At 45.4% G+C, this 269-nt stretch carries 1 protein-coding gene; it reads right to left on the bottom strand.

Translation table 11 applies throughout. The annotated features are described in order from the left end of the window. Window positions 1-269 (bottom strand): dihydroxy-acid dehydratase (locus SB679_RS24475; RefSeq protein WP_410704866.1); only part of this gene is annotated, 269 nt, incomplete at both ends.

The raw sequence follows: 269 nt of genomic DNA, 5'->3' as shown, positions 1-269 counted from the left end.
CAATACTGTCTGCAATAACATCGCGGCTTACCAGAGAATAACGCATCCCATCTGTACCATTACTCATCCCATCGCTCACCCCAATTGTATTAAAAATCAACCCTGCCAGTCCTGTATCCCATGTTCCTTTTTTTACAATTCGGGCCAGATCGTTTAGGTGCATATTGCAGGTGTTTCCGTCATATCCCATACTGGCAATCCCGATCTGAGCCTTGTGCATATCTTCTTCTGTAAAGCCTATTCCGTAAAGCATTGCCTTTGCAGCAGGC

This window comes from Chryseobacterium sp. SIMBA_029 (genome assembly GCF_046535275.1).
Taxonomy (GTDB): Bacteria; Bacteroidota; Bacteroidia; order Flavobacteriales; family Weeksellaceae; genus Chryseobacterium.
The sequence above is the reverse complement of the archived record's forward strand: the minus strand, read 5'-3'. Positions and strand labels throughout refer to the sequence as shown.